The sequence below is a fragment of the Photobacterium minamisatsumaniensis genome, from assembly GCF_050336695.1.
Lineage (GTDB): Bacteria > Pseudomonadota > Gammaproteobacteria > Enterobacterales > Vibrionaceae > Photobacterium > Photobacterium minamisatsumaniensis.
Genome location: NZ_JAKJSI010000011.1, coordinates 200,570 through 225,043 on the forward strand (window position 1 = coordinate 200,570; position 24,474 = coordinate 225,043).

The following is a 24,474-nucleotide window of genomic DNA, read 5'->3' on the forward strand; positions in this document are numbered from 1 at the left end:
CCCATGTCAGACAATATTTGTATCTCGGTGTCAGATCGCCGAGGCTCTTCTCATTATGTTATAAGCCGCTTGAAAAAACGTTACGCCGCTCTGGTTACAGGCTCTTTGCTAGCCATGATCGGAGCGGGTAGCTTTAGTGTTTATACCCTCTATCAAGACAACCTCTTTTCTTCGCAGAAACTTAGCTTGCTGAATGTACAAGCTGAGCAGTTAAGTGAATCCCTGACTGCGGAAAATGAAGCCAAGCAAGCACTGATTGAAGAGCTTAACTTTAAAAAAGCAGAGCTTTCTGTGTTAACGCAGCGGGTAGACGATGTTGAAAATATCTTAGGATTGCAAACATCGGAAGGCAGTGATGAAATTTCATTAGAAGAACGGGTAGACAGTGCTGCCATTAGCTCTGCTGTTCGTGGCACCTTGTTTCGTATGATCCCGAATGGCAATCCGACCCCCAATATTCGGATGTCATCGCAGTTTGGAACGCGTATTCACCCAGTTACGGGAGTACGTAAACGCCACCTTGGACTTGATTTTGCTGCCAATACAGGCACTGAAATCTACGCACCTGCCGATGGTGTGATAGAAGTCATTAGGCCGAGCAATAAAGGGTCAGGCAACTTTTTAAAACTGAGCCATGCCATGGGCTTTGCCAGTACTTACTCACATATGAGCAAGTTTAATGTTAAGCGCGGTAAGTTTGTCCGTAAGGGCGATCTAATCGGTTGGACGGGCAATACAGGGCTTTCGACGGGGCCACATCTGCATTACGAGATTCGTTTTCTTGGCCGGGCGCTTAACCCCCGTTCATTTGTTGAGTGGACGCCGGATAATTTTGATTCCCTGTTTGAAAAAGAGAAAACCGTGCAGTGGACGTCATTGCTCGAAATGGTCAACAATGTTGTTTCGATGCAGGTACAGTTAACTCAGTCTCCTCATACAGCTCGACCGATTGAAACTGCGAGTAATGAGGTAGCTGAAGCCCTGGACAGTGGTGACACCTCCGAATTGTAATATTATGAATAACACTGTTTTCAACCGATATAGAAGGATGTAGCAAAATGATACCAGCACTTTATATTGGTGTGATGTCGGGCACTAGCCTTGATGGGGTTGATACGGTGTTAGTGGAGGTGAAAGATCAACGCGTTTCTCTTATCGCGGGTGATTGCTACCCGATGCCAGGTAGCTTAAAAGATGAATTGTTGAGTGTTTGCCTAGGGCAAGCAACATCATTAAAGCAGATCGGGAGGCTTGACCATCTTCTTGGTCACTTGTTTGCTGACGCAATTGATCAACTTTTAGAACGTGAAAATATTGCCCCTGAGAAGGTGACGGCGATCGGCAATCATGGTCAAACGGTCTTTCACCAGCCTGAAGGTGATACCCCGTTTACGCTCCAGCTTGGGGATGCCAATATCATTGCGGCTAAAACCGGCATTACAACAGTCGCAGATTTTCGCCGTAAAGACATGGCACTTGGTGGGCAAGGGGCACCCTTGGTGCCTGCTTTTCATCGAAACTTATTCTCACAGCAAGATTCATCGACCGTGGTTTTGAATATTGGTGGTATCGCCAATATTTCAGTACTTCGGCCTAACGCTACCGTGTTGGGCTTTGATACTGGACCCGGAAATATGCTGATGGATGCTTGGGTAAGTCAGCACCTTGGCGAAAAATACGATAAAGATGCTGCCTTTGCTCGCCAAGGCACGGTCAATCGTGAGTTGCTAGGGCTACTATTAAAAGACCCTTACCTCGCGCAACCTTATCCAAAAAGTACAGGTCGTGAGCACTACAACCTTCCTTGGTTGCAGACTCAATTATCGCTACTTTCGCAACCTCTGCCGCCGGAAGATGTACAATCAACCCTGCTGGAGTTCACAGCTGTGACGATTGCCACTGACGTTTTACGTTTTGCCGTGGGAACCGCGCCTCAGTTGTTGGTTTGCGGTGGCGGGGCATGTAATCCTTTATTGATGTCACGGTTAGCGAGCCTACTGCCGGATTGGCGGGTGGGTAATACACGCGATGAGGGGGTCGATCCAGACTACATGGAAGCGATGGCATTTGCTTGGCTTGCCCATCAACGTATTCATAACTTACCGAGCAATATTCCTGAAGTGACGGGTGCGTCTAAACCGGCCTCACTAGGTGTTATTTACCCTGCCGATTAACTCTGTTTGTTCTGTATCGATTATTGCTATCTTTTTAGGCTGAAGGCTGTTAGTGTCGCTGCCCTTGAGGTGATAGGTGCTGTATTCGATGAACAGTGTCACTATGTTACCGACTTTGTTTTTTAGCCTGTGGCCGTCGTATGTTGGCACGCAGGGGATGATAGGATACTGCCCGTGAGCAAAAACGCTTTTTCAAATTTAAACCTTAAACCTGGCCTTTTAAGCAACTTATCAACATTGGGTTATGACGAAATGACCCCAATTCAGGCGCAAAGCCTGCCGCATATTCTTGCGGGTAAAGATGTGATTGCACAGGGTAAAACAGGTTCTGGTAAAACAGCTGCATTTGGTTTGGGTTTGCTTGATCACCTCAACGTTAAGCGTTTTCGTATTCAAACGTTAGTCTTGTGCCCAACGCGTGAGTTGGCTGATCAAGTTGCCAAAGAAATTCGTAAGCTTGCTCGTGCTATCCACAATATTAAAGTATTAACGTTGTGTGGTGGTGTACCGTTTGGCCCGCAAATTGGTTCGTTAGAACACGGCGCGCACATTATTGTGGGTACCCCAGGTCGCGTTGAAGAGCATTTACGTAAGGGTTTCTTGTCGCTTGATGATTTGAACGTACTCGTCCTTGATGAAGCTGACCGCATGTTGGAAATGGGTTTCCAAGATGCACTTGATGCGATCACTGATGCTGCCCCTGCGGATCGTCAAACCTTGCTATTTAGTGCGACGTTCCCTAAGCAGATCGAATCGGTTGCTAGCCGTATTATGCATAAGCCAGTAATGGTGAAAGTAGAATCGACGCACGATAACAGCAGCATTGATCAGCATTTCTATAAAGTTGACTCAGATGAAGATCGCATGACAGCGCTTCGTTTGTTGTTGTCACAGCACCGCCCTGAATCAACCGTGGTATTTTGTAATACCAAGCGTGAAGCACAAGAAGTTTCTGATGACCTAGAGCATTACGGCTTCAGCTCAATTGCATTGCACGGTGATCTTGAACAGCGCGAACGTGATCAAACACTGGTTCGTTTTGCTAACAAAAGTGCGTCAGTGTTAGTGGCAACCGATGTTGCGGCTCGTGGTCTTGATATTGATGCCCTTGATTGTGTAATTAACTACCACGTTGCACGTGATACTGAAATACACGTTCACCGTATTGGCCGTACAGGCCGTGCTGGTAGCCAAGGTATTGCGTGTTCGTTCTATAGTGACAAAGAGCACTATAAAATTGCATTGCTTGAAGACTACCTTGATAGAGCGATTGAAAGTGAAGCGTTGCCTTCACTTGATTTGCTTGACCAGCCAACACACCGCCCTTCGATGGTGACTTTGCAGATCAGTGGCGGTAAGCGACAAAAAGTACGCCCTGGCGATATTTTAGGCGCGCTGACGGGTGAAAATGGTATCCGTGGTGATCAAGTTGGTAAGATCAATGTCTTTGACATGACGGCATTTGTCGCGGTTAAAAACGATGTAGCCCGTTTTGCGTTGAAAAAGCTAGAAAGTGGTAAAATGAAAGGACGCAGCTTCCGCATTCGTCAAATTAGCTAATCAAGCTTTTTGCGAAAAGAAACAATCACCAGAAAGCCCGCTTAGGAATAAGCGGGCTTTTTATTATTTATTGTTTTAACCACACTTGTGGAAATGCAGGATCACTCGACTGAACGTCAATACTGGTTAAGTCATAGCTGGTGGTAACGGGTGTGGCATAGGTGATTGATTCAGGCCAGCCGCACTGTTGTTCATCCTGCGATATTTTCAGCAACGTCTTGTTGGCATGCTCTAATAATTTGGCTTGAACTTCACAGTTGCCCGTTTCAATTGTGAGTGAACCTGAGGCTCCAAGTGTCATTATTTGTAGGTCGCCAGTATTATTAACCGCGGTATATTGGCCAGCTAATGACGCAATATCACTTTTTTCCTCTGTTTGTTTTTCTAAAATGAAATCTCCCTGATTAGAGCGACAGTTGAACGCCTGCGCTTCTAACGTACATTGATACTGGCCGTTGGCAAAGGAGAATGACTGGCTATCAGAACCTATGTGAGCGATATAGTTGGTTTGCTTATCTCTATCGTCCCACAGAGTAACTAACGAGTCAGAGTGGGATAATAGCGCGGCATCTACCCGGATTGGCTGACCGCTGATATCGTTGCTAACACCACTAAAAAAGCCTGAAACGACAAGCTCCCCATTATTGTTGCTATCACTGTCTGTACTATCGCTGCTATTGCAACCGGCTAACATTAGGGCGCTAGCAATAGCGAGATACCGATATATCATGCGAACCTCTCTTATTTTGTTAGCTCGGTTAAGCGTTGCTGGATATGGGCGACTTTTGCCCTTGGGGCTTGAATATTGCCATCAATGGTACTGACGGCGATATAGCCGTTTTGGACGGCGACACCTTCTGAGCTCTCATTGTTATCGCCTACATCACTGAGCTCAAAGCCCACCATATTGGTAGTAGGGGTGGTGGTTGACATAAACGTTAGTGCAATACCGCCGCCGTTCCAGCCAACATCAGTGAAACGATAGCCTTTGTGGTTATCAAGGTCTGCAGGGGTGTTGATATTCAGTCCTGTGTACGCGGGGAGCAGAGGTTGTCCTTCAAGTTGGCTCGCGGTGAGGTTTTCAAGAATTTGTATTACAACCTTGGCAATTTTAGGAGCCTGAGAAGGATCATGCTCTGAGTTTATATCGGCACTGACTGCAATGGCGGGAATACCACGGGAAAGGGCGATCATTGCTGCGCCTAAAGTACCTGAGTTATTGTTCAAGTAGCCAACATTATTGCCTTCGTTTGGGCCGGAAATCAGTAGGTCAGGGTTGGCTCCCCATTTCTCCTGAGCCGCAATATCGATGCCATAGAGCGCCGACATCACAGGGGTCCCTTCTACATAGTCTTCAAAAGCCGCCGTTGTATCGGTATCACCGATGCAGAATTTATTATCGCTAGCTTCTGAGGTATCTACGGACACATTTTTGAAAAAGTGAAACCCACCCCCTTTACCACTTTGTCCAGTGCAGGGGGCCGACATTATGACATCGTGGCCAGCGTCTTCGAGTGCGGTTTTCAGCACTTGGATATTGGTGGTTTCCCAGCTGTCATCATTGGTTAGGACAATATTCAATGCGTTGGCTTGATGCGATAGAAAGAGTCCAGCACTGATGGCTGTTGAGAGAAGCTTCGTTTTCAGTTTCATGGATGTTCCCTGCTGTAAATGAGTACATGCTCTGTAGGTTTGGCACCATATTGGGTCGGTGCCTGTTAAGTGGGAACTACTGTTGAAAATTGTGGTTAAGGTTTAATGACGAAGATATCTTGGTATGTTTATAGATGTCTACAAATGCTTAGATTGCATATATATCAACATCTTATGCTGTGATTCATGTTAGGGTTATTTTATTGATATCAAGCTTTATACGATACCTCGCCCTGAGTTGGCTGTCAGAATTGTCTTTTTCAAATAGATAAGTTTCAGCCAATGAAGGAGGAAGAACGGCGAGAATAGCTTCTTTGATCTTGCTGCGGTTCTGGTCGAGAGACTTTGCTTTGAGCCCATTTTCTTTTAGATCGCTAATGGCTCTCGCATGACCACCGAACTGCTCCATTAAAGTAATCAACGACTCGGCAGATACTTGATCTGGACGGTTAGCTGCTGGATTGGTGAACCAGCCCTCATGCTCGTTCGTTACGCGTTTCTGGGCATACCAGTAATAATAGATTAACGGTGTTTTTGCCATCTCGATTGTAACGCCATGAAGTTTAACCACTAATGTGTGGTTATTGGTCGTCGAAAAAAACATGTCTGATTTATGTTGAGCAATGGCCAGCGCCTGCTCGACTGGCATGTGCGGCAGACTCTGTAAAAAACATGCGAGTTGATCTTGGGTTAGTTGGGCGAAAATACGGGGGTATTGTCGTATTAGAGAGATAGCCTGTGTTGGGACCATGCCTGATTGGGTTAAGAACGTCTGAGCTTGATGCTGTCTGGTTGTTAGCGGGTGAGGTAGCCGGCAGATCAGTAGCGTTTGCAGAGCCGCAATGAGCATCGCAATAGGCAGCCAGGTTGCAAGTTGAGGTTTACAGTCAATATAGGCCACTAAACCAATTTTTTTTATGGTCGAGGTTGGAGCGAGGTGCCACCAAGGCTGCTGTGCTTCTTTGGTTGACTGACTGAGTAAGCTGAGTACAGAGGTATGGCATTGTGCAACAAATAGGCTGTTAGGATTAAAGGTTAAATCTTGCTCTATTTGCTGCGCGATAGTAATAACCAAACCCGGCGTTAAACCCGTATCCCCCGTATCACGCTGTGCGGAGGAAACATGTTCGATAAGTGGTTGTTGGTAAGCCGTTAAATATTGTTCCCTCAAGCTTGATTGTAAAAACCAATGGCTAAGGGTGAGATAAAGTATCAATGACAGGCTAAATACTATCAGTGGGTATATTCGTTTACTAAGCGATTGTAGTTTGAGTTTTTTCATTGGGGTACTAGCTATTATTGTTATTCGAGACATTGACGTGTTGGCTATCTAACGGTGAATCGAGCTCTTCACTCAATGTCATTATTGGTTGAGGGTAATACGCGAAAGTGGCAGAGGATGGTCTAAATACTGACGGATAATCGTTCTTAGATCAGGGCTGATCAGTTGCTTGTTAATGAACCAAGCTCCAGAGGAGATGTTGCTGGCAATACGTAGTTTGTAAGGTGCTTGATAGCGGTAGAGCTTTGGGCTGTAAGAGTTGGCGGTGATAATGTCGACCTCTTGCTGGCTAAAGGCGCGATGAAGGGCTTTACGGCTCTGGTAATGTTTTATATTGAGACTCTCTATTGATAGACCCAACTGGCGGAATGTATTGATAGGTATTTGAAAACCAGATTGACTGTAATTGTCGTTAAGTAAGCCAATGCGTTTGGATATAAAAGTATCTCTGCTGAGTTCGGGTAATGGCTCATGGCTGAGAAAAAAGACATCATAATTTGGCAATGATTTAATGGGCTGGTAATAATCGCTATATTGAGGAGCAAGCCCTGCAAGGTGAGTTTTTCTTCCCCATATGAGTTCGTATTCTTGCTCAAGGATAGCAGCAGGTTCTAGTGCACCTCTTGGGAGCCAGCTAACGGTTATTTGGCTGAATGTGGTTTCTAGTTCGCTAAGCTGGCAAAACTGGTTGGCTAATGACTTTGCCAGTATATGGCTGGGTGCCAGAATGTTGAACGAGTCTCGCCCTTTATTGTTCATTGTACAGCTGACTTGGTTATATTGGCTTAGCGGTTGGCCGCTAAAAGCAATGTGCTTACTGGCGAACAAAAGGCTAGTACTTAGCAAGGTGGTGATGAAAATGACAGTCAGTGAATATTGCCATCGGGTTGTTAGAGCAATCATGAGTGTGCCATTAAATATTGAAAATTGAGCCTTTTAGCTAATGTTAGGTACATAGCATGAATATTTAATGACACTGAAAGGTAAGGATACATGATGGAGGGTATGCTCCTTTAACTTTCCCCTTGGTTACTGGCGGTATACACACCACACACCACACACCGCCAATAATTGGTTGTTATTTCGTTTGTTGGGCCGTGACAAAACTGCTGTATACCCATTGGTATGAGGTATGTTCGGCCAGCACGCTGCCAAGCTCAAGGCCTTGTTCACTGCGCCAGTCGTGCATTAATTCGGCGAGAACGGCAGCCCAAGTGGTCACTTTAACCCCGGCTTGGCTCATTCTCATCATGGCCGCATCTCTCACGGTTTCATTCCATGTGCCTGAAGCATCAATCACAGCGTAGACATCATAGCCGTCGGCCACCGCTGAGAGGGCTGGAAACATCAAGCATACGTCGGTAACAATGCCTGCCATGATGATTTTCTTACGTCCAGTCGCTTCAATCGCTCCTTTAAAGTCCTGATTATCCCACGCATTGATTTCGCCTGGACGTTCGAGCACGTTGCTGCCGAGGATATCTAAAATATCACTCATGATCGGGCCATTAGGTCCTTGTGGCATACTTGCCGTCACAACGGATGGCAGCTCAAGTACGTTGGCTGTATGGCATAAGCCGCGGATATTAGCCTGCGTTAAATGCACATCTTGATCACGGCAACTGACTAATAAACCGGTTTGGTGATCGATCATCGCAAGTACCGCATTATCTGGGGTGAGGCGTTCTGCAAATATATTTGTCATCTTACTGTCTCCATGTGGATGTTGTGCTTAGTGTTCAGTTGTCTGCTCTGTTGCGAGCTGAATAATGATCAGCTGACACTCTTTTTCAGCTGTAAAATTCAACGTAGTGCCACGGATCATTTCATCTACAATTAACTTTTCGTTGTTGGCCTTACCCTCACCCTCGACGAGATAAGCAATAAACGGTGCGTTGATTTTAATTGACTGATTTTCTGATAGCCGCGCAGTGTCGATAATCGTACTTGCCGGGAAGTCAGCGTGGCTGCTTGTGCCGCCGTAGATACGTGTCATCTCTCCTTGTTGTGGGCGATAGACTTTATAAGCGGCAGGTTGCCCTGTTTGCTCGGGTAAGACCCAAAGCTGGATCATACGGTTAGCACTATCATCGGGGTTAACTTCATTGTGAGAAAATCCTTCACCGCCAGCACGCTGGACTTGAACATCATAGGTGTTGAGATCTTTTCCGTGCCCCAGAGATCCTTGGTGGGCAATGCGGCCTTTTACCATGACTGAAATAACATCAACTTCATGGTGGCTATGCATACGGGTTTCGCCCTTCGGCAAAAATTGTGCATCAGCCAGATAAACGAAGTTACCAAGTCCAGGCCAACTACCGTCCTGATTTGCTTCTCCCCCAAATGCTTGAGGCGATTTGATCAATCGGTGCTCTGTTAATCCGGCAAATCCACCCAGTGATAATTGTGATTTCTGTAATTTGTCCATTTGTAGTCCCTCTATCTCATTCTTGGTTGTTAGATAAAAGGTTAGCTTGTTGCGTAAATGTGATAAATAGTGTTTTATGGGAATTACTGTTCTATACATAGAACAGTAAGAAAGTGTATGGAGCGGCTGGAGATCAAGCAGTGACACAGAATGTAAATGATATGGTGATATTTGCGCGGGTTGTACAGGCTGGTGGTTTTACCGCTGCAGCTGAGATGATTGGCTTACCTAAGTCAAATATCAGTCGCCATGTGTCATCGTTAGAAGAGTCACTCGGAATCAGGTTACTCGAGCGAACAACACGGCGTATTCATTTGACTGACATTGGCCAGATTTACTATCAACATTGCGTGAGGATCATTGAAGAGTCTGAGCATGCCGAGCAAGCAGTATTGGCGATGATGTCAGAGCCACAAGGTGTACTTCGAGTCAGCGTGTCAGTGACGACAGGGCAACAAATCATTGCTCCAGCAATGGCCAATTTTTTAGCGTCTTACCCCAATATCAATGTACAGATGGAATTGACGAACCGCCGTGTGGATATTTTGGAAGAAGGGGTCGATGTAGTGATAAGAGTCGGCACCCTGCCAGACTCTGGACTCGTTTCTCGCTTATTAGGCAAAAGTTACCATCAGTTTTTTGCTACAGATACATACCTTAAACAATATGGTGAGCCGAAGGATATCACTGAGCTTTGTGACCATCCTATTTTAATGATGGGGGGAAAGGCCGATGAACCCCAAACGATGACCTTATTGCAGGGTAATATTCAAGAGACACACACTATTACGCCTTATTGCACGGTTAATGATTTCTCGGCAATTTATCAACTTGCTATAGGGGGAGTGGGGATTGCTTTATTGCCGCACTATATGGGAAATAAAGAGGGGTTACGGCGCGTTTTACCGGACTGGCAGGCCCCTGCAGTTGAGTTCCACGCATTGTTTCCAAGCCATCGTGGGGCAACCCCAAAATTGCGCGTGTTTTTAGATTTCCTTAAAACCTTGTTTGAAGAGCGCATACGATGACGGTGGGTTTATCCGTCATTAACTGGATAATGATTGTGACGATAAGGCTGGTTTAGTGTTGATGTATTGACTATGCAAATGATCCAGTTAATCTAACTATGAGCATAAATTAACTTGAGTGCTGGATTCATTAAGTTGGGTGGTGAAGTAACAAGGACGCGTATGATACGTAATAGTTTGCTGATGATAATTGCACTGCTTTCTTTTGGGTTATCAGCCCAAGAACGTGCTTTGGGTGAAATTTTTATCAAAGACTCACAAGAGAGCCAACGATTAGAGTTTATTGGTGAAGGAAGCCGTCCTGTACACAATACAATGATCGACGATAACAGCATTTATCAAAATAGAAACAATTCAGATCCGACTGAATTTGGCACTGGGGTCAAATTCAATGCCACTAAGGATTTCAGTATCTCTGTACAAGCTGGTGGTGAGCTTACTGGCAGTGATACCCTTGAAGTTGATAGCGGTTCGGTGTCGTTTGAATTGAGCTATTGAGCTCTGGATTAAAGTGCTAAGTGTCGTTGATTTACATAACAGCTAAGTTTGGCATTGCGTTGATATAACAAAAAAGCCAGGTTGTTTAACCTAGCTTCTTGTTTTTATGGCTTTGGCAAATCACTTATTCTTTTCTGTTTGTTCTTTTTTGAGCTTGTCACATTCGTAAACAGGCATCGCTGTGGTACCAAGCATTTCACCATTTTGCATACAGATGATTTGTGGGACAGTAACGGTACTTCCCCCGCTCATTCCTGCTGCAAAAGTAAAGCTCGAGAAAGTGATACAGATTAGCATTAGGAGCTTTTTCATTAATACTCTCCACTTATTAAGTGTTGCATCAATAGTGACCAACAAAATTAAAGCGTAGCAGTAATATGCTTTTTTATGCTAGCAAAACTGAAATCTGCTCCGTAGTTTCTTAATCATCAGGGGTGACGATAAAGGGGAAATCATCCCCCCAATGCTCATTGATGAATTCACGTTTTGTCGCGAGTCGCTGCTGGAGAGATTCAACTTGTTGCTCGGTTTGGCTCAGTTGCCTGTAGAGCTCAAATGAAATGGCTTCAAGGTCCTTGTAACTGAATTCACTGTCAGTGTTTGTAATATCGAGCGGAGCTTGTGGTTCAAGAACTATCTGTGGCGGAGAGGTGACTAAAGCACGCTTCTTTTTCTCTTCTTTAATATGATCGACAAGAGAAAAAGTCATTATAAAAAAAATGAGTAGGGCTGAAGCCGCGTATATTATTTTTAATTGCCCACGTTCCTTTAAGGCCAATAAGATTAACAATCCGCATACGATCACTAACAGTATCAGTACCATTCCTTTGCTACCCACTTATTAATAAAACTATCAATTCGTGATCTTTATACCATAGTTGTATATTTTCAACGTTATAATTATAGAAATAATTGACGGAACTCTCGAAAGTTAACGTTCGGGTGATTTTTTGAACTTGTAGGCTTAAAGGTCTTAAGTTGTTCTGTGTGATTTCGTACTGGTATGTTACTGTAACATTTTACGGTAACTCGCAGTTAATTAGCTTATAGCCATGACTCAAGAACAGAAAAAAACGCGTCCAACCCTTCAAGATATTGCAGATCGCATTGGTATCACCAAAATGACGGTGAGCCGTTATATGCGTAACCCCGAGTCAGTTTCGGCGAGTACTCGTGACAAAATAGCCGTGGTGGTAGAAGAGCTTGGCTATATTCAAAATCGTGCACCGGCCATGCTATCGAAATCATCAAGTAAGGCGATCGGTGTTTTGTTACCGTCATTGTCAAACCAAGTGTTTTCCAGCTTTGCTCAAGGTATTGAGGCGGTTACGAATGACAAAGGCTACGAAACGCTTATTGCACACTTCAGTTACAGCGAAGAAGTCGAAGAACGTAAGATTGCCTCTTTGCTTTCTTATCAAGTTGATGGCCTTATTTTAACAAGTACTGCTCATACGGAACGAACGCTGCAGATGATCAAAACGGCAGGCATACCTGTGGTTGAGGCGATGGAGTTACCTAAAAAACCGATTGATATGGTGGTCGGGCTCGATCATGTTAATGCGGCTTATTCTGCTGTTAAAGCAATGATTAATAAGGGTAGAAAGCACATCTCATATTTCGGTGCGCGTTTAGATACTCGAACCCAGTTACGTATGGAAGGTTACGATAAAGCAATGACCGAGGCGGGATTAGAAAAGTATCATATTCTGACCCATGAACACTCAAGCTTTACATTGGGCGGGGAGCTACTAAGCCGTGCCTTGGCCGAATGCCCAGAGCTTGATGGTGTATTTTGCACCAACGATGATATCGCGATTGGTACGATATTAGCGTGTAACGAGCGGGGAATTCGGGTACCTGAAACACTCAGCGTTGTTGGTTATAACGCATTAGATATCGGACAAGCGATCACGCCACGCTTAACCAGTATTTATACACCACGTTATCAGATTGGTGAGAAGAGTGCAGAGCTGTTGTTGTCGGCAATTGAAGGTGAACGTAAAGCTCGGAATATTTATGATCTTGGGTTTACCATCACCCGTGGTGAGAGTTTATAAGTTGTAATGCTTTAAGTGTAAATATTTTAAATATCTATGCTTTAAGTGGAARGGTGCCGAGTTACTTTTTATCAGAAAAAGCAAAAACGGCACCTTAAGAAGCGGCTAAATTAAAAAATAAAGCTTGCCCCTGTGTCTGCACTCGAAACGTTATCACGCATGACTTTGAATATATCCCTTCCCCAGGTGATTTGCTCTGCTTCCGTATCTATTTGACGGCTTGAACGGCTATCTAGTTCCGCAGATACGCAGAGTTCACCAGTGTGACAGTCTAGCGTAATGATATCGCCATCTTGAATCTTACCGATAGCCCCACCACGTAACGCTTCTGGTGAAACATGGATTGCAGCTGGGATCTTACCCGATGCACCAGATAAACGGCCATCAGTGACTAGCGCAACTTGGTGGCCGGCTTTTTGAATATTGCCTAAAATTGGCATTAGCTTGTGCAGCTCAGGCATACCGTTAGCGGCTGGACCATTATGGGTAACCACAACGATACAATCTTGATTTAGCTCGCCATTTTGATAGGCCGTTTCAACATCATGCTGAGACAGGAATACTTTTGCTGGAGCCTCAATATATTGATGGGCTTTATCGACGGCAGACACCTTAACCACCGCTTTCCCTATGTTACCGTTTAGGACTTTTGTTCCACCCGTTTGATTGAAGCTTTGATTTTTAGCCGCAATCACCTCGGGATCGGTGGTGCCTGAAGATGCTTGCCATACTAGCTCGCCGTTCTTGAGGGTTGGCAGACAAAGTTGGTCGTTAAACCCACCAAAGACTGTTTTAACGTTACTGTTAAGCAGTGCTTTATCATGGAGCTGGCTCATTAGAGCGGGTACGCCCCCTGCCTGTTCAAACGCGTTAATGTCGGCAGGGCCATTCGGATACATTTTTGCAAGTAATGGCACGACATCAGATAAATCGCTCATGTCATCCCATGTCAGGATCAAACCACCCGCACGGGCGATAGCGATCATATGGATTGTATGGTTGGTACTACCGCCAGAGGCGAGAAGTGCAACCAAGCCATTCACAAGGCTCTCTGCCGTAAAGACATCAGCCAATGGGCGGTAATTAGCACTGCCTTCAGACATCGAAGCCAACTGTAAAGAAGCATGTTCAGTTAGCTTTAGTCGTAATGGCGTATTAGGTGCAACAAACGCTGAGCCGGGTAGCATCAGGCCCATGGCTTCGAAAACGAGCTGATTGGTATTCGCGGTGCCATAGAAGGTACATGTTCCACCTGAATGGTAAGCTTGGCATTCCATTTCTAGTAACGCTTCTTTGCCAACTTCACCAGCAACGTATTTTTGTCGGACAGAGACTTTTTCATCATTGCTGATCCCTGTTGGCATAGGGCCTGCAGGAATGAATGCTGTTGGCAGGTGCGCATAGCTCAATGCGCCCATGAGTTGCCCCGGAGCGATTTTATCACAAATACCGAGCAATAACGTTGCATCAAACACATTGTGACTAAGAGAAAATGCGGTTGATTGCGCAATTAGGTCACGAGAAAACAGTGACATATCCATACCCGGCTGGCCTTGCGTAACACCATCACACATAGCAGGTACACAACCTGCAATTTGTGCGGTATGGCCGTAAGGTTTTAGCGCTGTTTTGATTTGGTCAGGATAGTGCTTATACAATTGATGTGCACTGAGCATATCGTTGTATGAAGAGATAATGGCAAGGTTAGAGCGCGTAAAATCGAGGATTTGTAGCTTTTCTTCTTGGCCTGAAGCCGCAACCGCATGTGCTAAGTTACCGCATGATAGGCTTGCTCGTCCTTTTCCTTGCTTGGCTTGTTGTGCAATTTTGTCTTCAAAGCTTTGACGTAATTTGGCACTGCGTTGTTTTATACGCAGTGTTACTTCGCTAATCACAGAGTGTGTCATGCCATTGCCTCCTGACCATTTATTTCATTGGTTGTTGTTGATGTAAGGGCGTTAACGGATTGCTCAATAACAGCATCAATGCCTTGGTCAATACTGATTGTAATAACGTCTGGTTCACCCGTTGGGGACTCTAAAACCGCGAATTGGCTATTGATCATATTCTCTTTCATGAAATGACCATGGCGAAGGCGCATTCGATCCAAAATGAGCTCAGGGCTGCCGTCTAGATATAAAAAGACCAGACTGTTATTACCGTTACGGATTTGTTCCCTGTAACATTTTTTTAAGGCAGAGCAAACAATGACACCGGTTTCATTTTTACTTTCGATACTAAATGCTGCGTCACGGATACGTTCAAGCCAAGGTCGACGGTCGTCATCGTTCAACGGTTCACCTTTAGCCATTTTTAGAATGTTCGCTTTAGGGTGAAGGTCGTCCCCATCGATGAACTTAGCGCCAATACTCAGTGCAAGCTGGTGGCCGATAGTGCTTTTTCCGGATGCGGACACCCCCATCACAATAATGCTTTTCCCCAACATTTAAGCTCCTTGAATCTTTTTCTGATCTGGATCTCATTTTTCAGATGATCTTCAAATTCGGGTTTATTTTAGTAAAGTTACTGGTAACATGTTACCCGTAACTTGAGTGGTTGTGAACCTCTCAAAAAAGATTTCATAAAAAAACACCGTGTTTAGCGCTACCAGTATTACTCATGTTTTGCTGCAGGAAGTGTTATGGAGAGGGGAGAAAAATGGGACAAACAATCGAAAGCAAACTGAAGGCGTTAAAAATAGTACCTGTGATTGCGATTAAAAATGCAGACAGTGCCAAGCCATTAGCAAAAGTCTTAATGGAAAATGGGTTGCCTTGTGCCGAAATTACTTTCCGAACAGATGCAGCGGCAGAGTCTATTCGCCTTATGCGAGAAGCCTACCCAGACATGCTGATTGGTGCTGGCACTGTGCTGACAATAGAGCAGGTTGATCAAGCTATTTTGGCTGGTGCTGACTTTATTGTGAGCCCTGGTCTAAATCCAATCACGGTTAAGTATTGCTTAGCAAAGAATATTCCAATTATTCCTGGGGTTAATAACCCAAGTTTGGTTGAGCAAGCAATGTCGCTAGGCTTGAAAACAGTCAAGTTTTTCCCTGCAGAACCATCAGGTGGTATTGGCATGCTTAAAGCACTGTCTGCGGTGTACCCAGTGGTGTTCATGCCAACTGGTGGTATTAGCCCTGCCAATGCAAACGACTACCTTGCGCTTGAGAAGGTAGTGGCATGTGGTGGTACATGGATGGTGCCAAATAACTTAATTGAACAAGGCGACTGGCAGGCTATTGGCCAGTTAGTCAGTGAAATCAATAAGTAATACATATACTAAATTTCTGTCATCAGTATTTACATTGATACTTACATTTTTACTGATGACATTTTAAGCAAAATATAAGGGAATAGGCGGCAATTTTACCCGCATATATTCTCCGTTTACGCAGGAGTTGAGAGAAATGTCGAAAGATTACAGCAGCGTTGCCCGCTCGGTCGTCGAGAAGTTGGGTGGTGCAGACAACGTTGTAGCACTGACCCACTGTATGACGCGTTTGCGCTTTGTACTAAAAGATGAAGCGAAAGTTGATGCTTCTGCTCTAAAAGCGATCAAAGGTGTCATGGGTGTTGTCCATAATGGTGACCAGTGTCAGGTGATCATTGGTAACAATGTATCTTATGCTTATAAAGAAGTGATGAACCTGTGCCGTTTAGATGGTGGCAATACCGCTGATGCGCCAGCAGCTGCGAAAAAAGTGAAGCTGACACCGAAAGTTATCGGCGCCAAAATGCTTGATGCACTTGTTGGCACCATGTCGCCATTGATCCCTGCGATTATCGGTGGCTCGATGGTTAAACTTGCAGCTATGCTGTTACTGATGTTTAACATTTATGAAGCCGACCACTCTACAATTATCCTGCTAAATACCATTGGTGATGGTGCTTTCTACTTCCTACCTATCATGGTAGCGGCATCTGCATCGATTAAATTTAAAACCAACATGTCGATAGCAATCGGTATTGCTGGCGTGCTGGTACACCCGAACTTCGTTGACCTGATGGCGCAAGCTGCAGACGGACGCCAAGTTGACTTGTTTGGTATTCCAATTACTTCGGTACGTTACACTTACACAGTTATTCCTGTGTTGATCATGACCTGGATCTTGTCGTACATCGAGCGTTGGGTGGATAGCATTACTCCTGCTGTAACGAAGAACTTCTTGAAACCAATGCTTATCGTGTTAATTGGGGCTCCGATTGGTATCGTTCTGGTTGGTCCAATGGGTATTTGGATTGGTACTGCACTTTCTACGCTGGTTTACACTATCCACGGTACATTGGGCTGGTTGGCTGTTGCTATCATGGGCGCATTATGGCCGCTGCTGGTTCTAACTGGTATGCACCGCGTATTTACCCCAACAATTATCCAGACAATTGCTGAAACAGGTACTGAAGCAATGGTTATGCCGTCTGAAATCGGTGCAAACATCGGTATGGGTGGTGCGTGTCTGGCTGTTGCTTGGAAAACTAAGAATATCGCGTTGAAGCAAACGTCGATGGCAGCAGGTGCATCAGCATTGATGGCGGGTATCTCAGAGCCTGCGCTTTACGGTGTATTAGTACGCTTGAAGCGTCCTTTGATTGCAACACTTATCACAGGCTTCATCGTTGGTGGCCTAGCGGGTATGGCGGGTATCGCCAGCCACTCAATGGCGGCGCCGAGCCTCTTTACCAGTGTTCAGTTCATTGACGTGAACGACCCGATGAGCCTAGTGTGGGTGTTGGGTCTGATGGCACTGTCAGTCGTTCTATCTTTCACATTGACGTTACTGCTTGGCTTTGAAGATATCCCTGAAGATGAGGATGAATCAAACCCAACGGCGTCGAAAGATGCGGCGGAAGAAGACGTTAAAACAAATGAAATACCAGCGACAGCAAAGCCTGCCATTGCCTAGTATTACGGTCTAACAAATAAATTCAAGCCATCTCTTATATCGAGGTGGCTTTGTTACAAAGAGGTATAACATGTCTGATGTTAGGTTCCCGGAAGGGTTTTTATGGGGTGGCGCAATCGCTGCCAATCAATCTGAAGGTGCTCACCTTACTGGTGGTAAAGGACTGACGACGGTTGATATGATCCCTTACGGCGAAAATCGTATGCCAATTAAACTGGGTCTAAGAGACTCGGTTGAACTTGATCCTAATGAGTACTACCCAAGCCACCAAGCGATTGATTTCTACCACCGCTATAAAGAAGATATCGCGATGCTGGCAGAGATGGGCTTTAAGGTCTTTCGCATGTCGATTGCTTGGAGCCGAATATTTCCAAACGGTGATGAAGAAACGCCGAACCAGGCTGGTATCGATTTCTATCGTGATGTGTTTGAAGAGTGCAAAAAGCATGACATTGAACCGTTAGTCACGTTGTGCCACTTTGATGTACCGATGCACTTAGTGAACGAGTACGGCTCTTGGCGTAACCGTAAGATGATCAGTTTTTTTGAGCGTTATGCGCGTACCTGTTTCGAAGCTTTTGATGGTTTAGTGAAGTACTGGCTGACATTCAATGAAATTAACATTTTGTTGGCAAGCCCGTTTTCGGGTGCAGGCTTGATGTTCCAAGAAGGCGAAAACAAAGATCAAGTGAAATACCAAGCGGCTCACCACGAGTTGGTTGCTAGCGCACTGGTTACTAAAATTGCTCATGAAATCAACCCAGAAAACCAAGTGGGTTGTATGCTCGCTGGCGGTAACTTCTATCCGTATTCTTGTAAGCCGGAAGATGTCTTTACCGCGATGCAAAAAGATCGTGAAAACCTGTTTTTCATTGATGTCCAATCACGCGGTTATTACCCGTCTTATGCGCAGAAAGTCTTTAATGATAAGAATGTCATACTCGATATTCATGAAGAAGATCATGAAATTCTTAAGCATACTGTCGATTTCATTTCGTTTAGCTACTACGCATCACGTTGTGCGTCTGCTGATATGAATGAGGGGAATACCAGTGAAGCCAATGTGGTGAAGTCGATTAAAAACCCACACTTAGCTGCCAGTGATTGGGGCTGGGTTATCGACCCGCAAGGTTTGCGTATTACGATGAATACCTTATATGACCGCTACCAGAAACCACTTTTCTTGGTTGAAAATGGCTTGGGCGCAAAAGATGTCATTGAGGCGAACGGCGAGATAAACGATGACTATCGTATCGACTATTTGCGTGAGCATGTCGAGGCAATGCGAGACGCGATCGGTGATGGTATTCCGCTAATGGGTTATACGCCATGGGGTTGTATTGACTTGGTGGCTGCATCAACGGGTGAGATGAGCAAACGCTATGGTTTCATCTACGTTGATCGAGATAATAAAGGTAACGGTAGTTTGGATCGTACCCCCAAAAAATCCTTCTACTGGTATAAAAAGGTCATTGCCAGCAATGGTGAAGACCTCGTTTAAATGTGTTCTGTTGTTTGAGGGGAAGCTCTGACAGTTTGCCGGTAAGTCTATATTGCTTACCGGCTTTTTTGTGTCTGCTTAAAGGTTAGCTAGTAGGTTCCAGCGCCCAAAATATTAGCCCAGTTACAAGTGGAATATCCAGATGGCTAAAATCAAATTGTGTCGTCAGGTATGTCGGTGGAATATCTTTACTGAGGTTTGTTTGACCGTCGATAAAGATGACTTCGCCATTGATTTTCTCCGCATAAATGTAGTGGCTATTGTCGCGAATGAGCTCATCCATTAGCCCGATCCCTACGACGAAACGCGTCCCATCTTGGTATTGGTTCATCGCTTTCCAGCCATCAGATGCGGGCACGTTTTTCTGGTTAAGATCATACCATTGACTGCCGTTTGGGGTAGCAAGGGTTAATTGAGACTGTGGTGCCTTTTTTGAAAGATATTCAGATATCCCGATAAGCTGCTGCTCTACCGTTGGGCTATAGCTTCCCCAGAAGTGGTATTGGGTGTCAGGTATCAGTTGTTCAGCATCCAGGGCAGTATTTGCGGTTGTTTGTCGTGTTGCCATTCCTGTCGCATTCAATGAGCAGTTAGATAGCATGCGATTTTGATTACCCGTAATGACGGCCGTATTGATCATGCTACCGATACTATTACTGATACTTGTAACATCGGGTAAGAATGCTGAATGAGATTGCTTGAATTCGGCATTGTAGCTTTCTACTGCAGACTTGATGGTTGGTATACGTGAATCTTCGATTTCCGTATGCACTAAGGCATTTGCATTAAAAGATAAAATAGAAATCATTGATATTGCCAGCTTTTTCATGCTTTTAGTTCCCTTAAAATCATAATGAAGCATGAAAGTATAATCTATGTGAATGTATATTTTGAAAGTATGTCTTTTGGATATGAGGTTGTTTCCATAATGGCGCGTTCGCACCATTATGGTCAAAGGTGGGGGTCAGTTCATTTCACTTCATCATATGAAGCGGTATCAAGTAGCTTGGCGATGGTATCCTCAAAGCTCATCCCGACTTCTTTTGTTGCCATTGGGAATACGCTGCGCGTCGTCATGCCCGGCACGGTATTCATTTCGATTAGGTGTACTTCTCCGGCATCATCAAGAAAGGTATCAACGCGCCCCCAGCCCCGGCAGCCAAGTACTTGGTAGGCTTTGAGTGCAGCCTGCTGCATTTTTTGTTCTTGTTCAGCGGTCAGATCTGACGGGCAATGGTAGGTTGCAGTTTGATTACCGAATTTTGCATCCCAGTCGAAGAAGCTATCAGACTTGATCTGTACCGCAGGTAAAGGTTTTCCATCTAAAATCGCACAAGTGTATTCACGACCAGTAATAAAAGTTTCTACCAGAATATTGTCATCGTATTCAAAGGCGGTAATTAAGGCATGGAAGAGGCTGTCGGGGGTGTCTGCCTTTGTTATGCCAATACTACAGCCTTGATTTAAAGGTTTTACGATAACAGGGTACGTAAGGTTACTCAGTGTGGCTTTGATGGAATCTGCTGGAGTGTGTTTATTCACTTGGATCCAATCAGCGGTATTTAGGCCATTCGCTTTCCAGATTTCTTTGGTTTTATGCTTATTCTGTGATGTTGATGAAGCAAGCAGACCACTGCCTGTGTATGGAATTTTGAGCAGATCAAGCAAAGCTTGTATATGTCCACTCTCACCCATTCCACCATGCAGTGCAATGAAGACTTTATCTAAATTAAAGAAACCTTGAAGGGTAATATCAATATGCCGAGGATCAATTTTGATTGCCTCGTGGCCTAATGACTCGATAGCGTCGGCGATACACATTCCTGACTTAAGAGAAACCTCTCGCTCACTGGAGTCACCTCCATATAAAACACCAATTCTCATGTTATATACCAATGTAATTTGTTGTATTTTTATATAAAACAAAGAGAATAGCATGGTGTGGGATATATTCATTATCTGTATTGTAAATTAGGCTATTATTGGGCTTTTTTATGCTAAACGTCTTGTTTTTGGTGTTATTGTGAGCGAATTTTTGGTGTGACCAATTATAAATTAAATGTTGCTTTTATTGGGCAGTGATCAGAGGTATTAAAGTGACTGACTGAGCTCGGTTGAAATTCATGCTGTTTAAAAGAGCCGTTTACCATCATTGATTTGGTTGTTGAACCCATAATCATGTGATCGATAAACTGGCGGTAGTTATGCGTAAACCAGCGTTTTTTATGTCTGCTATAACGGCGTACCGTACAATTACTTTTCTGGCCAGATGTCGCTGCGTAGAGTGTTAATCCAAACGGGAAGCCATCATTAAGTTCTCGCCAAAGCCAATCGTTAGGGGCGGTTAGGTGACGGTTGAAGTCACCAAGCACTATGAACGGTTGTTTTTCCTTATAGCGTTTTTCGACCCAGTGTTCAATTGACTCAAATTGTTGCTTGAGTTGCGTGCAGCTTTTTTTCCGTGATTTGGCAGAAAAGCAGCCACTTTTGAGATGAACGGTTAAAAGTCTAAGGCGTGGTTGCCGCGTGTTATCGAGCAGGGTGATGTCAACGCCATAACGCAGATAATGCTGCTTAGTGGTATCGAGAGCGATAAGATCAGGATTCCGGTAATAGGCGATGTGTGATCTGATTGCGAATCCGACATATTGCTCCCAACGAACGCCTGAGCGAGTGGATTTGGAATGTAGTTGGCGCGTTGAAAGCTCGATACGGTAACTGTTACTCGATAGGGCGTCATTATTCATGTCCATGACTAATGATAACGACTGTTCATCAGCCACTTCTTGGAAAGCAATAACATCGGCATCAAGTTGCTTTACAGTGTTTGCCATTGCTTGATAGTCAGCCGTTCGGCGTAGTGATTCTGGACGTTCAGATTGACTATCAAGCCATCGCATATTCCACGATGCCACTGTTACCGTATTTGCCAGCGTTGACGAATAGGGTGTGAATATAAGGATAACCAATGCGAAGTAATGCAAAATATGAGTCACAACTGAAAATTTTTTGCATATTGATGGCTATTTATAATCAGCGCAGCTTTCGCAGGTGTTTTTCAATGCCACCTCACTGTAATAAGTGATGTGTTATCGCGCCTTACAAGAGTGATTGGACAAGGTACTCAATAAATGTCCTCGTTTTTAAGGGTTGAGCTTTCCCTTTATAAAGCAGATGAACTGGCCGTGCGATAGGGCGGTCCTCGTGAAGGATCTCAACTAATCGACCGTTATTGATTTCGTCTTTGATCAGGATTTTTGGCTGCAAGATGATCCCCGCGTCTTGAAGAGCGGCTTCTTTTAACGCTTGCCCACTGTTTGAACTTAACCTCGATAGCTGCCGATTGAATGCAGGCGTATCGATCCGGAGCGCCAAGTTTGGTTGAATATCGCCATAACTAAAGCCAAGGCAATCATACTGGGTGAGCACTTCGAGCGACGAGGGGACACCATGATGGTCTAGATAATGAGGTGTTGCACAAAATAAGCTATCGTAGCTATCAATGTGTTTGGCAATTAAGGTGGAATCTTCGAGATCGCCAATACGGATGATCAAATCAACCTGTTCATCTAGCGGATCAATACGCTGATTATCAAGCGTCAGCTCGATATTGATGTCGGGATATTGCTGAAGGAATCTTGCCACAATAGGAGCGATGACCAAACTGCCATAGGTAACCGGTGAGTTGATTCTGATCAGCCCACGCGGTGCGTTGGTGATGGCTTGTAGGCTGTTTTCGGCTTCAGTGATCTCTGCCAATATGCGTAAGCATTCGCGGAAATACATATCACCCGCTTCGGTCAGTGATTGCCTGCGGGTTGTTCGGTTTAGTAACTTGATGCCAAGGTAGCTTTCTAACGACTTGATATGCTTGCCAACCATTGTCGATGTTATTGAATAGTGTGCTGCAGTCTTGGCAAGGCTGCCCCGCTGCACCACATCGACGAATACTTGCATGCTTTTTAGTTTATCCATATTACAAACTATAAGTTGATAAATAACCAAGCACATCGTTGTTTATCAATCTTAGCTTGTCAATTAAATTGGATTGATTCTATAAAAGAAAGGCATTGCGACCATGTTTGAACCGGGTTTATTTATTACTGCAGAGATCAAAGTAAAACCTGAAATTGATCTGGATATCGCCAAGCAAGCGATAGCCGAATTTTGTTGTGGAATGAACAGCGAATCAGGTTGTTCATTGGCAATAGCACACCAAGATATGAGCGATCCTCGTCGTTTTATTTTATGGGAACGCTATGATGATCAGGCTGCCTTCCAACAGCATTTTAGCGCCGAGCATACGCAGCATTTTATTGGCCTCGGCATTACAGATTTAGTGCAGGCATTTGAAACTGACTTAATGACTGTGGGAGAGAAATAATGAGCCAATCACTTAAGTGGGGCATTTTAGGAACGAGCTTTATTTCTGGTGTTATGGCTGATGCCATTAAGCAAGATGGCCATACCCAGCTTTACGCTGTCGCGGGTCGCAGTAAAGCGCCAAGAGAGGCTTTTGTTGAGCAATATGATATTGCTGTTGCTTACGATAGCTACGATGCTTTAATCGCAGATGAGCAGGTTGATATTGTCTACATTGCTTTGCCAAATCACCTGCATCATGAATACGTGGTGAAAGCGGCGAATGCGGGTAAAGCCATTTTATGTGAGAAGTCATTGTCGGTTGATATGACTAAGACAGAAGAAGCCCTCGCTGCTGTTGAGCAAAACAAGGTGTTTTTTGCTGAAGGTTTAATGTACCTCAATCACCCGTTTACAGCTGAAATTATCAAAACAATCCAATCGGGGGCTATTGGTGAACTACGTGCGATCAATGGCCAATATACAGCGGCGATTTCGCAATTTGTTAACCCTGAGAGTAAGGGGGCTTTGTATAATCTAGGCTGCTATCCGGCATCTTTAATGCACCTGATCATGCAGCAAGGTTGTAATGAGCAAGCGGCCACTCGCGATGAGCTTTCAGCTATGGGGCGCCGAGATACCGATGGCAATATCTGCGAGTCGGTGGCTAATATTCGCTTCTCTAACGGCGTGATGGGCCAACTACACACTGCTGAGGACTACGGACTACATGCGGAGTTTACGGTATTAGGCTCTACAGGTAGTTTACAAATTGTCACTAACCCATGGTTGCCTGACGTTCACAACCAGTTCGTGATTACTGAATACGAACAGCCTTCCAAAACGATAACAGTTAACGCTGATGGTAATGGTTTTCTCTATCAGGTTCGAGCCATAAGAGAAGCGATTGAGCAAGGGAACAAAACCCTTGAACGCCCAGCGGCCACGCCAGAAGATTCACGGCAGATCATGATGTTTTTGACTGATTGGGAAGCAGAGGTCGAAAAATATTTAAACTAATT

General features: G+C 44.7%; 25 protein-coding genes. 11 read left to right on the forward strand and 14 right to left on the reverse strand.

Features of this window, described 5'->3' with window-relative positions:
• Window positions 1–3 precede the first annotated feature (3 nt).
• The 3 genes from L4D78_RS03125 (at window position 4) to dbpA (ending at window position 3,734) form a co-directional block, all read left to right on the forward strand.
• On the forward strand, window positions 4–1,011 hold the full coding sequence (locus tag L4D78_RS03125) for a M23 family metallopeptidase (protein ID WP_428465595.1): 1,008 nt from the start codon (window positions 4–6) through the stop codon (window positions 1,009–1,011).
• 47 nt (window positions 1,012–1,058) lie between these two features.
• Window positions 1,059–2,174 carry an anhydro-N-acetylmuramic acid kinase gene (locus L4D78_RS03130; protein WP_428465596.1) on the forward strand — a complete coding sequence of 372 codons (1,116 nt, stop codon included), beginning with the start codon at window positions 1,059–1,061 and terminating at the stop codon, window positions 2,172–2,174.
• A 174-nt stretch (window positions 2,175–2,348) separates the two neighbouring features.
• Window positions 2,349–3,734 (forward strand): ATP-dependent RNA helicase DbpA, encoded by a 1,386-nt coding sequence (gene dbpA, locus L4D78_RS03135; RefSeq protein ID WP_428465597.1) that lies wholly within the window; start codon window positions 2,349–2,351, stop codon window positions 3,732–3,734.
• A gap of 67 nt (window positions 3,735–3,801) precedes the next feature.
• Here the strand turns inward: dbpA and L4D78_RS03140 are convergent, their stop codons facing one another.
• The 6 genes from L4D78_RS03140 to L4D78_RS03165 all read right to left on the reverse strand — a co-directional run bounded on the left by L4D78_RS03140 (window position 3,802) and on the right by L4D78_RS03165 (window position 9,097).
• Window positions 3,802–4,464, reverse strand: coding sequence for a hypothetical protein (locus L4D78_RS03140; protein WP_428465598.1), 663 nt, complete (start codon window positions 4,462–4,464; stop codon window positions 3,802–3,804).
• A gap of 11 nt (window positions 4,465–4,475) precedes the next feature.
• The gene (locus L4D78_RS03145; RefSeq protein ID WP_428465599.1) at window positions 4,476–5,387 is read right to left on the reverse strand and encodes a 5'/3'-nucleotidase SurE; all 912 of its coding nucleotides are present in this window, start codon (window positions 5,385–5,387) and stop codon (window positions 4,476–4,478) included.
• Between the two features lie 184 nt (window positions 5,388–5,571).
• A complete protein-coding gene (locus tag L4D78_RS03150; protein WP_428465600.1) occupies window positions 5,572–6,669 on the reverse strand; it encodes a hypothetical protein in 1,098 nt (365 codons plus the stop codon).
• Window positions 6,670–6,750: 81 nt separating this feature from the next.
• Window positions 6,751–7,572 carry a hypothetical protein gene (locus tag L4D78_RS03155; RefSeq protein ID WP_428465601.1) on the reverse strand — a complete coding sequence of 274 codons (822 nt, stop codon included), beginning with the start codon at window positions 7,570–7,572 and terminating at the stop codon, window positions 6,751–6,753.
• Between the two features lie 175 nt (window positions 7,573–7,747).
• Window positions 7,748–8,374 (reverse strand): isochorismatase family protein, encoded by a 627-nt coding sequence (locus tag L4D78_RS03160; RefSeq protein ID WP_428465602.1) that lies wholly within the window; start codon window positions 8,372–8,374, stop codon window positions 7,748–7,750.
• Between the two features lie 27 nt (window positions 8,375–8,401).
• Window positions 8,402–9,097 (reverse strand): pirin family protein, encoded by a 696-nt coding sequence (locus tag L4D78_RS03165; protein WP_428465603.1) that lies wholly within the window; start codon window positions 9,095–9,097, stop codon window positions 8,402–8,404.
• 140 nt (window positions 9,098–9,237) lie between these two features.
• Here L4D78_RS03165 and L4D78_RS03170 point away from each other — a divergent pair, with 140 nt between their 5' ends.
• Together L4D78_RS03170 and L4D78_RS03175 are read left to right on the forward strand one after the other, a co-directional pair.
• A complete protein-coding gene (locus L4D78_RS03170) occupies window positions 9,238–10,125 on the forward strand; it encodes a LysR substrate-binding domain-containing protein (protein ID WP_428465604.1) in 888 nt (295 codons plus the stop codon).
• A 162-nt stretch (window positions 10,126–10,287) separates the two neighbouring features.
• Window positions 10,288–10,623, forward strand: coding sequence for a hypothetical protein (locus L4D78_RS03175; RefSeq protein ID WP_428465605.1), 336 nt, complete (start codon window positions 10,288–10,290; stop codon window positions 10,621–10,623).
• 120 nt (window positions 10,624–10,743) lie between these two features.
• On the opposite strand, the gene L4D78_RS03180 is transcribed toward L4D78_RS03175, so the two are convergent.
• The gene (locus L4D78_RS03180; protein WP_428465606.1) at window positions 10,744–10,935 is read right to left on the reverse strand and encodes a hypothetical protein; all 192 of its coding nucleotides are present in this window, start codon (window positions 10,933–10,935) and stop codon (window positions 10,744–10,746) included.
• A 109-nt stretch (window positions 10,936–11,044) separates the two neighbouring features.
• The gene (locus tag L4D78_RS03185) at window positions 11,045–11,332 is read right to left on the reverse strand and encodes a hypothetical protein (protein WP_428465607.1); all 288 of its coding nucleotides are present in this window, start codon (window positions 11,330–11,332) and stop codon (window positions 11,045–11,047) included.
• Window positions 11,333–11,675: 343 nt separating this feature from the next.
• On the opposite strand from L4D78_RS03185, the gene L4D78_RS03190 reads away from it, so the two are divergent.
• Window positions 11,676–12,683, forward strand: a complete 1,008-nt coding sequence (locus L4D78_RS03190) for a substrate-binding domain-containing protein (protein WP_428465608.1) — start codon at window positions 11,676–11,678, stop codon at window positions 12,681–12,683.
• A gap of 110 nt (window positions 12,684–12,793) precedes the next feature.
• On the opposite strand, the gene edd is transcribed toward L4D78_RS03190, so the two are convergent.
• Together edd and L4D78_RS03200 are read right to left on the reverse strand one after the other, a co-directional pair.
• Complete coding sequence (edd, locus tag L4D78_RS03195; RefSeq protein WP_428465609.1) at window positions 12,794–14,590, reverse strand: phosphogluconate dehydratase; 1,797 nt, start codon at window positions 14,588–14,590, stop codon at window positions 12,794–12,796.
• Window positions 14,587–15,129, reverse strand: a complete 543-nt coding sequence (locus tag L4D78_RS03200; RefSeq protein ID WP_428465610.1) for a gluconokinase — start codon at window positions 15,127–15,129, stop codon at window positions 14,587–14,589. Before L4D78_RS03200 ends, edd begins: the two co-directional genes overlap by 4 nt.
• A 212-nt stretch (window positions 15,130–15,341) precedes the next feature.
• Here L4D78_RS03200 and L4D78_RS03205 point away from each other — a divergent pair, with 212 nt between their 5' ends.
• The 3 genes from L4D78_RS03205 to L4D78_RS03215 all read left to right on the forward strand — a co-directional run bounded on the left by L4D78_RS03205 (window position 15,342) and on the right by L4D78_RS03215 (window position 19,090).
• On the forward strand, window positions 15,342–15,959 hold the full coding sequence (locus tag L4D78_RS03205) for a bifunctional 4-hydroxy-2-oxoglutarate aldolase/2-dehydro-3-deoxy-phosphogluconate aldolase (protein WP_428465611.1): 618 nt from the start codon (window positions 15,342–15,344) through the stop codon (window positions 15,957–15,959).
• Between the two features lie 136 nt (window positions 15,960–16,095).
• Window positions 16,096–17,589: a PTS cellobiose/arbutin/salicin transporter subunit IIBC gene (ascF, locus tag L4D78_RS03210; protein WP_428465612.1), complete on the forward strand. Its 1,494-nt coding sequence runs from the start codon at window positions 16,096–16,098 to the stop codon at window positions 17,587–17,589.
• 70 nt (window positions 17,590–17,659) lie between these two features.
• Window positions 17,660–19,090 carry a 6-phospho-beta-glucosidase gene (locus L4D78_RS03215; RefSeq protein WP_428465613.1) on the forward strand — a complete coding sequence of 477 codons (1,431 nt, stop codon included), beginning with the start codon at window positions 17,660–17,662 and terminating at the stop codon, window positions 19,088–19,090.
• Window positions 19,091–19,175: 85 nt separating this feature from the next.
• Here L4D78_RS03215 and L4D78_RS03220 read toward each other — a convergent pair whose 3' ends face one another.
• The 4 genes from L4D78_RS03220 to L4D78_RS03235 form a co-directional block, all read right to left on the reverse strand.
• Window positions 19,176–19,919, reverse strand: a complete 744-nt coding sequence (locus tag L4D78_RS03220; RefSeq protein WP_428465614.1) for a hypothetical protein — start codon at window positions 19,917–19,919, stop codon at window positions 19,176–19,178.
• 140 nt (window positions 19,920–20,059) lie between these two features.
• Window positions 20,060–20,974, reverse strand: coding sequence for a D-alanine--D-alanine ligase family protein (locus tag L4D78_RS03225; RefSeq protein ID WP_428457228.1), 915 nt, complete (start codon window positions 20,972–20,974; stop codon window positions 20,060–20,062).
• Window positions 20,975–21,138: 164 nt separating this feature from the next.
• Window positions 21,139–22,005: an endonuclease/exonuclease/phosphatase family protein gene (locus L4D78_RS03230; protein ID WP_428465615.1), complete on the reverse strand. Its 867-nt coding sequence runs from the start codon at window positions 22,003–22,005 to the stop codon at window positions 21,139–21,141.
• A 184-nt stretch (window positions 22,006–22,189) separates the two neighbouring features.
• Window positions 22,190–23,065 (reverse strand): LysR substrate-binding domain-containing protein, encoded by an 876-nt coding sequence (locus tag L4D78_RS03235; protein WP_428465616.1) that lies wholly within the window; start codon window positions 23,063–23,065, stop codon window positions 22,190–22,192.
• A gap of 103 nt (window positions 23,066–23,168) precedes the next feature.
• Between L4D78_RS03235 and L4D78_RS03240 the strand changes: the two genes are divergently transcribed.
• Window positions 23,169–23,474: a putative quinol monooxygenase gene (locus L4D78_RS03240; protein WP_428465617.1), complete on the forward strand. Its 306-nt coding sequence runs from the start codon at window positions 23,169–23,171 to the stop codon at window positions 23,472–23,474.
• A complete protein-coding gene (locus tag L4D78_RS03245) occupies window positions 23,474–24,472 on the forward strand; it encodes a Gfo/Idh/MocA family protein (RefSeq protein ID WP_428465618.1) in 999 nt (332 codons plus the stop codon). Before L4D78_RS03240 ends, L4D78_RS03245 begins: the two co-directional genes overlap by 1 nt.
• Window positions 24,473–24,474 lie beyond the last annotated feature (2 nt).